The 14,627-nt window shown below is 38.8% G+C and carries 13 protein-coding genes; 8 read left to right on the plus strand and 5 right to left on the minus strand.

Annotated features, from left to right (window positions below):
* Nucleotides 1-160 precede the first annotated feature (160 nt).
* Nucleotides 161-1,729 (plus strand): T9SS type A sorting domain-containing protein, encoded by a 1,569-nt coding sequence (locus tag D0T56_RS04555; protein ID WP_163318953.1) that lies wholly within the window; start codon nt 161-163, stop codon nt 1,727-1,729.
* 87 nt (nt 1,730-1,816) lie between these two features.
* Here D0T56_RS04555 and D0T56_RS16710 read toward each other — a convergent pair whose 3' ends face one another.
* Nucleotides 1,817-1,945, minus strand: a complete 129-nt coding sequence (locus D0T56_RS16710) for a hypothetical protein (protein WP_255491040.1) — start codon at nt 1,943-1,945, stop codon at nt 1,817-1,819.
* Between the two features lie 297 nt (nt 1,946-2,242).
* Between D0T56_RS16710 and D0T56_RS04560 the strand changes: the two genes are divergently transcribed.
* The 3 genes from D0T56_RS04560 to D0T56_RS04570 are packed head-to-tail and all read left to right on the plus strand — an operon-like array spanning nt 2,243 to nt 6,349.
* Nucleotides 2,243-3,607 carry a hypothetical protein gene (locus D0T56_RS04560; protein WP_370458786.1) on the plus strand — a complete coding sequence of 455 codons (1,365 nt, stop codon included), beginning with the start codon at nt 2,243-2,245 and terminating at the stop codon, nt 3,605-3,607.
* Nucleotides 3,604-4,845, plus strand: a complete 1,242-nt coding sequence (locus D0T56_RS04565; RefSeq protein WP_163318955.1) for a GDSL-type esterase/lipase family protein — start codon at nt 3,604-3,606, stop codon at nt 4,843-4,845. Before D0T56_RS04560 ends, D0T56_RS04565 begins: the two co-directional genes overlap by 4 nt.
* A 28-nt stretch (nt 4,846-4,873) precedes the next feature.
* Nucleotides 4,874-6,349, plus strand: a complete 1,476-nt coding sequence (locus D0T56_RS04570) for an MBOAT family protein (protein WP_370458787.1) — start codon at nt 4,874-4,876, stop codon at nt 6,347-6,349.
* Nucleotides 6,350-6,430: 81 nt separating this feature from the next.
* Here the strand turns inward: D0T56_RS04570 and D0T56_RS04575 are convergent, their stop codons facing one another.
* Together D0T56_RS04575 and D0T56_RS04580 are read right to left on the minus strand one after the other, a co-directional pair.
* On the minus strand, nt 6,431-7,111 hold the full coding sequence (locus D0T56_RS04575) for a hypothetical protein (RefSeq protein ID WP_163318956.1): 681 nt from the start codon (nt 7,109-7,111) through the stop codon (nt 6,431-6,433).
* A gap of 31 nt (nt 7,112-7,142) precedes the next feature.
* Nucleotides 7,143-9,269 carry a Tex family protein gene (locus D0T56_RS04580; RefSeq protein ID WP_163318957.1) on the minus strand — a complete coding sequence of 709 codons (2,127 nt, stop codon included), beginning with the start codon at nt 9,267-9,269 and terminating at the stop codon, nt 7,143-7,145.
* A gap of 497 nt (nt 9,270-9,766) precedes the next feature.
* Between D0T56_RS04580 and D0T56_RS04585 the strand changes: the two genes are divergently transcribed.
* From D0T56_RS04585 to D0T56_RS04600, 4 genes are all read left to right on the plus strand, one after another.
* Nucleotides 9,767-10,009, plus strand: a complete 243-nt coding sequence (locus D0T56_RS04585) for a hypothetical protein (protein ID WP_163318958.1) — start codon at nt 9,767-9,769, stop codon at nt 10,007-10,009.
* Between the two features lie 4 nt (nt 10,010-10,013).
* The gene (locus D0T56_RS04590; RefSeq protein WP_163318959.1) at nt 10,014-10,937 is read left to right on the plus strand and encodes an FAD:protein FMN transferase; all 924 of its coding nucleotides are present in this window, start codon (nt 10,014-10,016) and stop codon (nt 10,935-10,937) included.
* Nucleotides 10,934-12,223, plus strand: coding sequence for an electron transport complex subunit RsxC (gene rsxC / locus D0T56_RS04595; protein ID WP_163318960.1), 1,290 nt, complete (start codon nt 10,934-10,936; stop codon nt 12,221-12,223). Before D0T56_RS04590 ends, rsxC begins: the two co-directional genes overlap by 4 nt.
* A 91-nt stretch (nt 12,224-12,314) precedes the next feature.
* Nucleotides 12,315-13,409, plus strand: coding sequence for an RnfABCDGE type electron transport complex subunit D (locus D0T56_RS04600; RefSeq protein ID WP_163318961.1), 1,095 nt, complete (start codon nt 12,315-12,317; stop codon nt 13,407-13,409).
* Between the two features lie 131 nt (nt 13,410-13,540).
* On the opposite strand, the gene D0T56_RS04605 is transcribed toward D0T56_RS04600, so the two are convergent.
* Both D0T56_RS04605 and D0T56_RS04610 read right to left on the minus strand, forming a co-directional pair.
* Complete coding sequence (locus D0T56_RS04605) at nt 13,541-14,170, minus strand: nitroreductase family protein (RefSeq protein ID WP_163318962.1); 630 nt, start codon at nt 14,168-14,170, stop codon at nt 13,541-13,543.
* A gap of 80 nt (nt 14,171-14,250) precedes the next feature.
* Nucleotides 14,251-14,418, minus strand: coding sequence for a DUF362 domain-containing protein (locus D0T56_RS04610; protein ID WP_163318963.1), 168 nt, complete (start codon nt 14,416-14,418; stop codon nt 14,251-14,253).
* Nucleotides 14,419-14,627 lie beyond the last annotated feature (209 nt).

Consider the following 14,627-nt stretch of genomic DNA (forward strand, 5'->3'; position numbering starts at 1 on the left):
TTAATAAATCTAAAAGCAAAGACGTCAAGTTTCTCTTTGTCATTTTTTTTTTTTTGAACGATTCACATATTTCAATGAATAGAACACATCTGATTGCAAAACATCTAATATTATTAAAAAAAACGTTACGATTGTAAACCCTAACAAAGATTTTGTATTTATGAAATTATACCTAAAAACGCTGGTCTTGTCCATACTGATGTCGCCTTTATGTCTTTGTGCAAATAACGAGCCTGACAGTATGATAGTATACGACTCAAGTTCAGCAGCCACGTACAAAGAAATATATGATTATGATGCTACGGGTAAGAGGTCGTTGATAAAAGGATATAAAAAAAATGCCGGAGATTGGGCGCAAGACAATGAGGTCAATTATACGTACGACGTAAATGGAAATATATCGGGAAAATCCGGTTCTTTCTCCCTTGATGGCACAAGCAATTTGATTCCGGTCTACAAGTATAATTTTTTGTATGATGCAAGCGGATTTTTTGTTTCAGATGAATATCTTTCGAAAGCCGCCAATGAGTCCGTATTAAAGGGTGTGTCGAAGCATCTTTACGTATACAATGGAGACAAAATTGAAGAAGTCGTCAAATATACATGGGATAGTAAATCGAACGATTGGGCATACAGCGAAAAATACATCTATGCGTATGATGCCAAAGGAAACCAAGTGTTGGCAGAAGTTTATTCCTTCTATTTAAGAAACAATGTTTGGCAGACGGTGAGAAAGGAAGAAAAAAGCTATTCTGCGGACAATAAATTGCAGGTTGAAACATATTACGAAAATAACAACAGCAGAGAAGGTTGGAAAAATCTGAGTAAGACAGAATATGAATATAGTGGCGATATCTTGCAAAATAAGGTAACTTATACTACTCAGTCAGGGGATGACTGGATTAACAACAGTAGATATACATATACTTATACCGGTTCCGACTTGAATAAGGTGAGCATAGAATTCTGGGATCAGGCGACGGGCAATTGGGCTCAATCGGGGCAAGACGTGTATGTGTATGATAATAATAAGTTGGCGGGAGTTAATTCACAGTTGTGGAATAAAGGTAAAAATTTGTGGGTCAATTCGCAGGTTAAAAACTATGCATATCCCGGAAATTTTTCGATAGAAGAAACAGTCAGTATGTTCGACCCAAAAGGTAAGATGTTGGGTACTTACAAAAGTGAGACTGAAAAAGACGAAGATGGCAATTTATTGTTAAGCCGCACATCGCAATGGAATGACATAAAACAATTGTGGGTGCCAACCGATAGTGAAATTTATAGCTACGATTCGTCTAACTTGGTTTCGTCCGAAAAATATTCTTTATATAATCAGAGTCTTGAGAGTTATTTTAAGGCTACTTACGACTATTTTACCAGCGACTATCTGGTTAAGGAAGACTTGTATTCGTGGAATAAAAATAGTGCCGATTGGGACAAGGTTCAAACTATCCGCTATTTTTACGAAGGAGTGGAAACGGGTATCGATAATGAAAAAGACGACAACAAGGATTCCCGTATAAAAATATGGTCGAAATCGGGCATTTTGCATATAGATACCGATGAACCCGTTAAGCTGGTTAATGTTTATTCTCTGGTGGGCAAGATGCTGTATAATGGAACAGCAAACGAGATTTCTACAATGGGGTGGGGCGAAGGTGCTTATATTGTTAACGTGAAAACAGCAAAAGGTATAACTAAAAGTGAAAAGGTTATTGTAAAATAACTTTCACCGAAACACAAAAAATGGCCGGATCTGTAAAATTCGGTCATTTTTTTAAGCAAATCCGGAGAGTTTTATTCTTTTATGAAGTTACACAATAAAAAATCTCACAGGTTTTCTTCTTCTCTTTTTCTTTTCGTGTGCGATGGCACAGAAAACTAATGTTGCGGCTATTCCTACCCCAACGGCAAGCAGAAGTGGTTGTTTCACTTTTTCCATATCAATTGTGTGTATTTCAGTTTTAACAATTCTTTTTTTATGATAGACGTTTCTCTACAAATATATCCATTTATAACTCTATGCGCAATAGTGCAATTCTTAAATTAGTAAAAAAGTAATTTACAGAAGCTGTTTATAACTTTTCGGAATATTTACGGATGCAAATAATGTTAATTCGGAGAAAGTAGGTATATTTGCGACATTTTCAAATGTATTGTTGGTATCAAAGCTATTATAGGCTGAAAATTTATATGTTGCGTTTCTTAAAGTTTCTTACAGATTTTTATGCGTAAAAAGGTGAAAAATTATTTCCTGGCGGCATTCATTACCATTATCATTGCCATAGGTGTTTTTTGTATTTTAAAATACCTGATGCCAAAATCTTTATTTTCGGCCGAAAACGACGATTTAACCGAAGTTGTAGTAGATAGTATGGCTTTGCAGGCAATGAGCGAAACAGACTCAGGCTTAGTGGAGTCTTCGAAGCAAATGAAGCAGGTTGAGGAAATAATTTTGCCATCCATGCACACGCAAGGCTATACGAACCTGTTGTCATTCTATTCGAAGATATATGGCATAGAAACAACAAAGAAGGGAAAGGTGCGTGTTGCGTATTTTGGCGATTCGATGACCGATGGCGACCTCATAGTTCAGGATATACGAAGCCGTTTTCAGGATAACTTTGGAGGTGAAGGCGTTGGATTTGTAGGGATGACTTCTCTTTCCGCAGCATCGAGGTTGTCCGTATCGCATAAATATTCTAAAAACTGGCAAACATGTTCTTATCTTAATCCGAAAAAATCAAAGTTTCCTTTCGGGATTGATGGTCAGGTATCTACCATCAGGTCGAGCGAACCGGCTTGGTTGAAACTGAGTGCCGGTGATGTGGTGCATCTTACCGAACTATGTTCGCCTACATTGTTTTATGGACGTTCGGACAACAATGAAGGCTCGATAAGCGTAAAGACAGAAGTTGGCGAACCAAGAGAAGCAAAATTGACACCGGGTAAGATATTGAATACGGCTGTGCTGTCGGATAGTCCCGTGAAAAATTTTACGGTGAATTTCTATAAATCTGAAAATATCCCCTTTTACGGAGTTAATATCGATAATGAAAACGGTGTCTATGTAGATAACTTTTCGATGCGGGGAAATTCAGGCTTGCCAATGGGGGCTTTGGATAAGGAATTATTATGTAACTTTGACTCCATATTGAATTATGATCTTATAGTTCTTCACTATGGAGCTAACCTGTTGGGGTATAAGTCGAAAGATTTTGGTTGGTACGAAAAGAAGATGAACAATGTTGTTCTGCATTTGCGGGAATGTTTTCCGAATGCCGATTTCTTGATTATATCAACAGCCGACAGGGCTCTGAAATATGGTGGAGAAATGAAAACCGATAGAGCAGTGTCGCCATTGATCACTGCGCAACGGACTTACGCAAAAGCAACAAATTGTTGTTTTATAGACATGCTTTCATTGATGGGTGGCGAGGGTTCTATGGTGAAGTGGGTGAATGGGTCGCCTAGTTTGGCAAATAAAGACTACACGCATTTTAATATCAGAGGATCGAGAAAAATAGCAGACCTGTTGTACGGAGAAATAAACGGGGGATACGAAAAATTTAAACAGCTGAAACAAGAAGGAAAGATTAAATGACAAAGAGAATAATATATGTAATATTATTTATATCATACTCGGTTTCAATATATTCAGGGTCGGACAACTGCCGTGGGGCGGGTAAGTCTTATTTTGTCAATTCTTCGTTGTTAGATGATTTTTTCGAAAAACTCCTTTCTCTGGAAAATGATAAGCAGGGCAAAGTAAATATTGTTCATATCGGCGATTCGCATATTCAGGCCGATTTTTTCACGCATGCAATAAGGCAGAGGATGCAGCAAAAGTTTGGAAATGCGGGTTATGGGTTCACATTTCCTTATTCACTGGCTAAAACCAATGCCAATAATATTGTGAAATATGGAAGTAACGTGAATTGGAGTTCTGCAAAGGTTTTAGGTTCACCAGCCGATCTATCCATTGGTTTGGGCGGCATAAACCTGAGAACTTCATCCGATGGTTTTAATATAAAGTTATCAGTATCCGGTGCTTACAGTTTCAATACAGTTAAAATCGTTCATCCGGCATGGGATTCCGTATTTACATTGAATGGTTTGGATATTCCGCCAATTGCGGAGGGTGTGCCCTCTCAAAATTCGGAAGAGGAAGAAGCTGTTTTGCCTACTACAATGAAGCAAGGTGATTTTACGATAGTGCAGGATAAATATGTCACAAGTTTCTCAGCCACAGACTTGCTCAGGGAGGTGAACATCACAGCAAATGAGAATAAGGCGGTATACACATTAAATGGCATTGTTCTAGAGAAAGATGACGCGGGCGTTCTTTATCACAATATTGGAGTGAATGGAGCAAAACTGTCGGATTACAATAAGCAGGAACTATTTTTTGAACAATTGTCTGTTCTTTCGCCCGATCTGGTGATTGTCTCATTCGGAACAAATGAATCGTTTGGCAAGTTGAGCGCTTCGTCATATATGAAGCAGGTTGACACATTCGTTGCAAATGTTATGAGGGAAAATCCTTACACCACTATATTATTCACAACACCAGCACCTTCTTTGCTGAAAAGGAAAATTTTGAACCATCTTATACAAGACTATACAGATAAACTAACCGGACAAACATCTTTTCCGGTTTGGGACATGTTGAGGGCGACAGGCGGCATAAAAGCGCCGTTGTCGGGCAGATATGGCGGTTATATGGCTAAGGATAAAGTACACTATAAACGTGAGGGGTATGTGATGCAGGCAAATTTGTTTGTTGATGATTTGTTGTGCCTTTACGAAAAATATAAATACGAGAAAAACTTAAATAACTAATAAAGCAAACTCAGACTCAAAACTATACGTGTTAGGCTTCATAAATAAAGAAGAAATAGTATCTTGGTTCGTCTTCGATCCAGACAACCGTTTACTATTCAGTTCTCCACTTTTCTGGGGAATGTTTATCCTGTTTTATGGGGTTTATATTTTTACGAAAGACCATCGGAAGTTCAGGACAATATATGTGTTGTTGTTTTCACTTTTCTTCTATTACAAAGCCGGAGGAGAGTATGTTCTTCTGTTATTGGCATCGCTTATGTTCAACTTCATCTTGTCCGAACTGATGGATATAACCCGCATACAGTGGAAGCGAAAGGCGTTGCTTGTTATCCTTATATCGGCAAACTTACTATTGCTCGGATATTATAAATATACCAATTTCTTTATTGATAATGTAAATTCTATCTTTTCGCAACATTTTTCACTGAAAGACATTGTGTTGCCAGTTGGTATTTCATTTTTCACTTTTCAGGCCATCAGCTATATTATAGATTTATACAAGAAACAGATAAAACCGGCAAGAGATCTTCAGGATTTTGCTTTTTACCTGTGTTTCTTTCCTCAACTGGTTGCCGGACCAATAGTTCGGGCAAAGGACTTTCTTCCTCAGATGGAGAAGCGGTTGAAGTTGTCGAATCGTGATTCAGGAATTGCTATCTTTATGATTATGATTGGGTTGATAAAGAAAACAGTAATATCCGATTATATCTCCTTGAACTTTGTCGACCGTGTTTTCGATTCGCCCATGTTGTATTCTTCTTTCGAGAACCTGATGGCGACCTACGGTTATACGCTTCAGATATACTGCGACTTTTCGGGGTATTCCGATATTGCCATAGGCTTGGCGTTGCTGATGGGTTTTAAATTACCCGAAAACTTTCGTACTCCCTATAAATCGACTTCGATTACCGAATTTTGGAGACGTTGGCATATATCCCTCTCGTCGTGGCTCAGAGATTATTTGTATATACCATTGGGTGGTAACCGTAAGGGACGCATAAGAATGTATGTCAATCTTATGATAACTATGTTGTTAGGCGGATTATGGCATGGCGCTTCGTGGAAATTTGTCATGTGGGGAGGTTTGCATGGTGCTATGCTGGTTATAGAGAAGTTCTTTAAGAAGAAAGTGAAACTGCCCGGAGGTTTTATCTCAAAGACTGTATCTCTGTTGTTAACATTTCACTTTGTGGCTTTTTGCTGGATATTTTTCAGAGCAGAAAATTTTAGTGTTGCAATGGAAGTCGTGAATAATATTACAGACCTGACATTTCACTTTTCCGAATGGCTTGTCATAATAGAAGCATACAAAAATGTATTCATCTTGTTTGCTATCGGATATGTTATGCACTTCTTGCCCGATAGGTTTGTTTCTGTGGTTAAAGATAAATACATCGCGCTACCTTTTGTCGCAAAGGCTATAATCTTGGGATTAGTGTTTTGGCTGGTTTACGCTACATCTGCAAGCGGGCCACAACCATTTATCTACTTCCAATTCTAAAATTCCGGTAGGGTTTATCCTGAATTTCGTTTTAGGTATATCTTTTTCTTTGTTCTTCTTAAGATGATGGATATTAACTAATTAATCTTCTTCAACAAATCGCAGCCAACCAAGAACCTCTCCACCTACTTTCGGAGAGATATCTACATCATATTTCTCCCAGTTTTCTTTGTATGGCTCATGAAAGCGATTTTTATACATTGCTATGATGTTTGACTGCTTTTTGGGAGTGTAAATGATGTCGTAGGCAAAAGTCAGAACCTTTATCGACTGTGCAGCCAGACTGTTTGGCAGTTCGGAGTCTATCAATTTCACGTATTTAGAAACTTCCGGAACTAAATAATAATTAGTACTGTCAAATTCAGACATTAGCATATACAGCAAACGATATTCGGCAGGGATTTTCTTATCCGTGAAAAATACAGTATTATATTCGTTAAACAAACGTTGTAAAAATTCTTCCCTGTAGTCTTCAAAATACGACACTTCATCTTTATCTCGGTTTTCGTCCAGATAGGCGAACTCAAAATAGGCAGAGAGTGTACTAATCAAAGTGATCTTTTCGCCCAGAAGCCTTTCTTCCGAAAACATGAATTCCAGAAATGAGTCTTTGTCAATGCCTTTTTCCTTTACGCCCCAGATAACCGGATCGTCTCTATACAGGTTATATTCAAAATCGAATGACGATAGGTATGACGAATCGGCAAATGATGCAGTGTTGACTGTGAGAATTGATATTAATAATAAGAGTATTTTTTTCATAAGAGTATTATTAGATATATCTAACCTTATATTAATTTATTCCTTTCATAGACAATTGAACTCGTTTGCGAGCCACATCAACAGACAAAACTTTTACCTGAACATACTGATGCAGAGATACGATCTCCGTAGGGTCGGAAACAAAACGGTCTGCCAGTTCAGATATGTGAACCAATCCGTTTTCTTTGATGCCCACATCAACAAAGCAACCGAAGTTTGTCACATTGGTCACAATACCCGGAAGAATCATGCCTTCGCGCAGGTCTTCAATTGTTTTTATTGATTTATCGAACTCAAAAGCCTGAATCTTTTTACGGGGGTCACGTCCCGGTTTATCCAATTCCTCCACAATATCGTTCAGAGTGGGAAGCCCGACCTTTTCCGATACATATTTATTCAGATTCAGTTTCTTTTTCAACTCTTTATCTTCTATCAATTCCTTAACCGTGCAGTTCAAATCTTTTGCCATCGTTTCCACCACATGATAGCTTTCGGGGTGTACGGCAGAATTGTCTAATGGATTTTTTGCATCGGCAATGCGAAGAAATCCTGCACATTGTTCAAATGCTTTTTCTCCCATGCGGGCAACTTTCATAATCTCTTTACGGCTTTTGAATGCGCCGTGTTCTGCACGATAATCAACTATATTTTGGGCTAGGGTAGGGCCTAATCCAGAAATGTAAGTCAATAGGTGTTTACTTGCCGTATTCACATTCACGCCAACAAGGTTAACGCAACTTTCAACCGTCAAATCGAGCGATTTTTTTAGTTTAGTTTGATCCACATCGTGCTGATATTGCCCTACACCAATTGATTTCGGATCAATTTTAACCAACTCGGCCAAAGGGTCCATCAGTCGTCTGCCGATGGAGACAGCTCCACGCACAGTTACATCATAGTCGGGAAATTCTTCACGGGCAACTTTTGAGGCTGAATAGACGGATGCTCCGTTTTCGCTGACAACAAATACCTGAACCTCTTTTTCGTATCTCAGGTTTGTGATGAAATTTTCCGTTTCACGGCTAGCCGTACCGTTTCCGATGGCAATAGCATCAATATTGTATGTGGAAACAAGTTTCACTATCTTATTCCCTGCTTTTACATATTCGTTTTGAGGGGGATGAGGATAGATTGTTTCGTTGTGAAGCAAATTTCCCTGAGCGTCGAGGCATACAATCTTGCAGCCGGTTCTGTAACTGGGGTCAACGCCCAAAACCCGCTTTTGACCTAAAGGTGCAGCCAATAGCAATTGCCGTAGGTTTTCCATGAAAACACGAATTGCTTCTTCATCTGCCTTTTCTTTCGAAAGGGCAGCAAATTCGGTTTCGATAGATGGCTTCAACAGGCGTTTGTAGCTGTCTTTTATAGCATCTGCCACATATCCGATAGCTTCGGCATTGCCGTTTTTAAGGAAACGTTTGTCCAATCTGTCCAGAGCATCGTCTTCGTCAGGCGAAATACTCACCCGAAGAAATCCTTCGGCTTCACCACGACGCATAGCCAATAATCTGTGTGAAGAACAGCGGCTCAACTTTTCCGACAGATCGAAGTAGTCACGGTATTTATCACCCTCTTCTTCTTTACCCTTCACCACCTTAGATGTAATAATGGCTTCACGCTCAAACAGGTTACGGATCGAGTTTCTTGCATGTTCGTCTTCGTTTACCCATTCGGCTATAATATCGCAAGCGCCTGCCAAGGCTTCGTTAATATCTTTTACATCACCCTTTACAAAAGGTAATGCTTTCGATTCTACATCAAAGTTTTGTTGAGTCATAAGGAGTTTAGCCAAATCTTCCAGACCTTTTTTACGTGCTATTTCGGCACGAGTCTGGCGTTTGGGTTTATATGGCAGGTATATGTCTTCCAACTCGGTAGAATCCCAACAACCCTCTATTCTCGATTTTAATTCCGGAGTTAATTTTTCCTGATCTTCTATTGATTTTAAAATAGTCTGCTTCCTTTTCTGAAGCTCTTTAAACTTGTCATTTTGCTCCTTAATAGCAGCAATCTGTACCTCGTCCAGACCACCCGTAACTTCCTTCCGGTATCGGCTGATGAAAGGAATTGTGGCTCCATCTTCCAGAAGTGCAATTGTTTTTTCAATTTGTGTCTCCCTGATATTAAGTGCTGATGAAATTAGTCTTGAGATAGTCATAATTTGTAAAAAATAAAGAAATTGAAAGAAATAAATAATGCGAATCAGTAATTGAAAAATGTTGGTTTAGATTAGTCGTTGTTCGGGTGGAGTAGAACCCCACCCCCTACAATAAAATTTATTGATGTAGGGGCAGGCCTCTGGTCTGCCCGAAAGTAGGGGCGTAAATTTTTACGCCCGAATATCAGGGCGAATGTTTATTCGCCCCTACAATCGTTATTATTGAAAATAAAAGAACATTTTTGCGAATACTGATTGGCATAATATAATATGTTCCGTTTTATAATTTGGTTTGATTTTTTATTAGCCAAAGCAACGAAGAGGTCTGTGCCCCCCTTTGATGAGGCAAATATATGTTATAAATAATTAATCACATAATCATTTTTGAAGTCATTGTGATATTTTTGTATTTCAGAATATAGTTAGTTGTTATATTGAAGTAACAGATGCTTCGTTTTACTCAGCATGACAAAAATAAATAATCATATATCTCCATTATGAATCTATTCAAAAAAATATTGCTTTTCTTATTTGGGATTTTCCTGATTGCTTTCGGAAACAGGGAAGCGATAGATACGCTTGTTAATGGTGGTGCCGAAAATAAGGATACAGAACCGACAAATTCCGTTGAAAATGGGGAAGGGGTGAAGCAAGAACCTATTTCATCAAACGAAAGTAGTAATGGTGGGGAAACAACTGTGGAACCGGATAAAACAGAAGACGCAACTGCAACCGAATAATTGAATGTTGTATAAAACACAGACTCGAAAACTGTTTCATGCCCACATAAAAATAAAGTTTCCTATCTATTACGGAGATGAATTGTTTGACGAATTGTATGCCATTCTGGAAGAAACAGACAGGCTTTATAATTCATATTCCGATTGGTCGTATATTCGCCGGATAAATGAAAATGCGGGAGAGTTTGTTGAGGTTGACGATGAAACAACTGATATTCTGAGGCGGGTTGCCATCATATCTGATTTCTTTGATGGAGAATTAGATATAACGATAATGCCTCTTATCAGGCTGTGGGGTTTTTATAGAAACGAGCAAGTGATAGTTCCGGATGAAAAAGACATTCGGGTTGTGAAAAAACTTGTTGACTATAAGCAGATTGAAATAGATAAAGGAAAAGTTAGGGTAGGGAAGAATCAGGAGATAATAACGGGAGCTTTTGTCAAGGCGTATGCTGTGGATAAAATGATTGTGCGAATGCAGGAAATAGGCATTTCCGATGCGATAGTAAATGCAGGAGGAAGCACCATAAAGGCTCTGGCAAACGAAAATCATCCCTTTTGGACTATCGCTGTGAAAGATCCGGAGAATCTAAAAGGGCTATTTACATTAAAATTGTCCAATAAATGTTTTTCTACTTCGGCACAAAATAAGACATTTGTAGAGATAAATGGTGAACGATACGGGCACATTCTCAGTCCCCGGACGGGGTTTCCGTCAACAAACATACAAGTGGGGATTATTTCGGACGATTGTTTTACGGGAGATTTGATTTCCACCGGATTATTCAACCTTGTGGGCGACGAGTTTGTGGATAAGATGAAACATTTATCAGATATGTTTAATATCGAGGGTTTTATGATAGACAAGAACAATAATATATTTTTTTCGGAAAAGTTTAAACAATACATAATTGAGGATGCTTTATGATGCATATCTTTTCGGCTAAAAGCAAGACTAAAAAGGAGAAAATCACGGATTTGAAAGATGCTCCTGTTTTTTATATACCAATGTTGCAAAATATTGGCACTCCGGCTACACCAATAGTAAAAGTTGGCGACACGATAAAGAGGTTTCAACTGATAGGAGAGGCAACCGGGCATTGTTCGGCAAACATTCATTCTCCAATATCCGGAGTGGTGATTGATATATGTCCGCACCCTTTGGCTGATGGAACGGTGGTTGAGACAATAATTGTTGAGAATGATTATCTCAATACGGAAATAATGCTGGGTGCAGAAAAAGACGTTGATTTGAAGAAAATGTCTTCCGAAGAAATATTGTCTGCCATAAAAGATTGTGGCATTGTTGGGGAAGGTGGCGCTCAGTTTCCTACGCACAACAAATACGACATAAAGGATAAGGAGATAGACACTTTCATCATAAACGGAACAGAATGTGAGCCGTTCTTGACAGCCGATTATGCCCTGATGAACGAGTTTCCCAACTTGTTGTTTACGGGTATTAAAATGATTAATAAAGTGCTGAAAGCGAAGGAAGTTGTCATCACGGTTGAAGCTCAGAATAAAGATATTATGGATAGTTTCAATTATCTGATGAACAAGCCAGAGTACAGCAATTATAAAGTGATGATTTTTCCGGATAAATATCCGCAGGGAGGTGAATTGCAGTTGATAAAATCTGTGACGGGGAAAGAACTGGGCAAGGGAAAACTTCCGTCCAGTATTGGATTGATAGTTAGCAATGTGGGAACCGTGATTGCGGTTTATAAAGCTATCGTAAACCGTAAACCTTTGGTGGAAAGGGTGGTAACTGTTTCGGGCGACTTTCTGCAAGGTGCGGGCAATTATAACATAAAAATAGGGACTCCCGTTCAGCATATTATTAAAGAACTGAAGTTGGATTCGGATATTGAAAATAAGGGGATTGTTTTAGGTGGCCCTATGATGGGAAAGGCTGTGAGCAGTATGCTGGCTCCTGTTACTAAAGGGTCTTCGGGCGTATTGACTTTTAAGAAGAAGGAAGTAAGCCGAAACAATTGTATAATGTGCGGATATTGTGCCGATGTGTGCCCCATGCACTTGATGCCAATGAAGTTTGAGCAGCTCTTTCGCAGGGGGAAATATTCGTCTTTGGCTGGTTTCAGCATATCGGAATGTATAGAATGTGCTGCCTGCGAATACATTTGCCCGAGCAATGTGTCGTTGATGGAAAGTATAAAAGAAGGAAAATCACAATTAAAGAATTTGAAATAAGGTCGCAGGCCTATTTTATTACTTTGGTAAATAAAACAACCTTAACAGGTTATAATTTAGTAATATATCATTAAATTTTATTTGTTACTTAATGGAGACAGTTCAAACAAAAATATATTCACCGTTTGTAAGAGCAAAGGATAGTACTAGAAAAGTAATGGGAGGTGTTGTTATCTCCCTGATACCCTGCATCGTATTTTCTTATCTGGCTTTTGGGTATATCCCCTTGTTGGTTATACTGGTAGCTGTTGGTAGTGCTGTTGCAGCCGAATTTCTTTTTTCGGCGTTTTTCCTCAATAAGAAAGATTCAGTTAAAGACGGTTCTGCTATTGTTACGGGTGTGCTTTTGGCTTTAACTCTTGCTCCGTTTACTCCACTTTACGTAGTGGCTTTTGGCGGTGCCATGGCAGTTATTTTCGGTAAGCTGATATGGGGCGGATTGGGGCGTAATCCTCTTAATCCGGCTCTTGTGGGACGAGAATTTATGACCGTGTTTTTTCCTGCCATAATGACCTCCGGCGCAATTTGGTTCGACAAAAGCCAGATGAATTATATCGCCATAAAGCCTTTCAGTTGGTTTGGTGAAAGTCCTTTTATAGAATACCTGAATACATTGTTTTTCAAGGCATCGGGCGCCGTTGGCGAATACTCTGTCATATTCATCATTCTGGGAGGGGTATTCCTTCTCGTAAGGAGGCGCATTTCGTGGCACATCCCGTTTGCATTGCTGGTGACATTCTTTGTCTTAATACAGATATTTTCGGGTTTTGATCCTAAATATTCTTTAGGCGGATTGTTGTTGGGAACGATATTCATGGCAACAGATATGCCATCCAGTGCTACCACAAATAACGGAAAGTTATTTTATGGGGCGATGATCGCCGTAGTCGCTATCATCTGCATACTGAATGGCATCAGGTATGAGTATATGTCGTATTCCATCTTGTTGGTCAATGCATTCAACCGACCTATCAGCGATAGCTTCCTGCCCAGAGTATGGGGGCAAAAGATTGACTATAAAAAACGTCTTATCCGGTCGGGCATTCTGGTGGTTGCTATAATAGCATCAACTTACCTCGTCATACTGTTACATAATCTGGATGCGATAAGATATCTTCTATTCGCCTATATTCTTGGAACGATAATCTATTTTGTAATTAGGGGATATGATTCGAAAAAATCTTGAACAGAACATTCAAGAACTAAAGTAATCAGCAGAAATGCTGGTTTTGTCATCCTGAATGAAACGAAGGATCTGTGTGTTGTCAGTAGATTCTTCACTACATTCAGAATGACAAATTATATTTAAGATTTTCCTTACAATTCAATAAACAAGTCTTTGCTGTCTTTACGCACTTTCTTAAGATGAACGAGAGAGTCGGTTTCTTCATCCCTGTATCCCAGAGGGAGTAGTAAGACCGATGTCAGGTCTTTTTCTGACAGATTTAGTATTTTATTCAAAACAACATGATCAAAACCCTCAACAGGAGTTGAATCAACCCCTAACCGGGCAGCAGCGATGGAAGCGTAAGCCATAGCTATATAAACCTGACGGGATGTCCAGGCTACTTTTTGTTCGTCGGTCATGTCTATGATGCCTTGAAAACGAGCTCTGTAAGTTGCCAGGCTGTCTAACGGAACTTGTCTGACCTCAGAGATATGTTCAACATATTCGTCTACGGTTTCGTCCGTAACTTTTGTATAAGCGGCAAATACAAGTAGTCGTGAACAGCCGTCTAGCATCAATTGACGGGGAGCAGCCTCTTGTTCTATTTTTTTTATTAACTTCTTATCCTTTATCACAAACACCTTGAATGCCTGCAAACCCATTGATGTGGGTGCCAGCCTTATAGTTTCCAGTATTTTATCAATGTTTTCCTGAGATACTTCATCTCCGTTCATACGTTTTGTGGCATATCGCCAATTCAAACTTTCTAATAAACTCATAATAAATCGATATAATGTTAATACAAAAAAACCGCCGACCAATAAGGCAAGCGGTTCTAGCTTTTTGTCCAATTGTTTGATTAAGCCGGATGAATTGCTTCAGAAGGGCACACATCAGCGCAAGTTCCACAATCAGTACATGTATCTGGATCTATAACATAGATTTCTCCTTCCGAGATTGCACTTACAGGACACTCATCAAGACAGCTACCGCATGCGATACAGTCTTCATTAATTACATAAGCCATAATTCAAATAAATTTATTGTTAACACTGAACTTTGATCGTACAAATATATATAAGTTTTCAAATATGCCAAAACAGTATTTGTTAGATATTATTAATATCCCGATAGCGTTTATCTATCAAGGGTATCACAAGATTCTCATATTGAGAGCCAAACTGTTAATTAAAAGGAAAATTATTTCAGCCTAATTTTGAATACATCTAATTAACA

It is taken from the genome of Dysgonomonas sp. 520 (genome assembly GCF_010501095.1).
Taxonomy (GTDB): Bacteria; Bacteroidota; Bacteroidia; order Bacteroidales; family Dysgonomonadaceae; genus QVMP01.